The following is a 340-nucleotide window of genomic DNA, read 5'->3' as shown; positions in this document are numbered from 1 at the left end:
ACGTGCGCCTGATGCGGCGGCGCTATCCGGGAGTGCCGGTGATCACCTACGTCAACAGCTCCGCCGCCGTGAAGGCAGAGTCGGATATCTGCTGCACCTCAGGCAACGCGCTGGCGGCGGTGGAATCGCTCGGCGCGCCGCGCGTCATCATGCTGCCTGACGAATATCTGGCGAGGAACGTCGCGGCGCAGACGAAGATCGAGATCATCGCCTGGAAAGGACGCTGCGAAGTGCATGAGCGCTTCACGGCGGCCGACATTCGCGAGCTGCGCGAAGCGCATCCGGGCGTCACGGTTCTTGCCCATCCCGAATGTGCACCGCAGGTCGTCGCCGAGGCCGA

General features: G+C 65.9%; 1 protein-coding gene. It reads left to right on the top strand.

Annotated elements, in window-relative coordinates; all coding sequences use genetic code 11:
* The coding region (gene nadA, locus ACWGS9_RS35565; RefSeq protein ID WP_454509529.1) for a quinolinate synthase NadA at positions 1-340 on the top strand (340 nt) is incomplete at both ends.

It is taken from the genome of Mesorhizobium sp. Arg314 (genome assembly GCF_053714275.1).
Note: the sequence above shows the minus strand (reverse complement) of the source record. Positions and strands in the feature narration are given on the sequence as shown.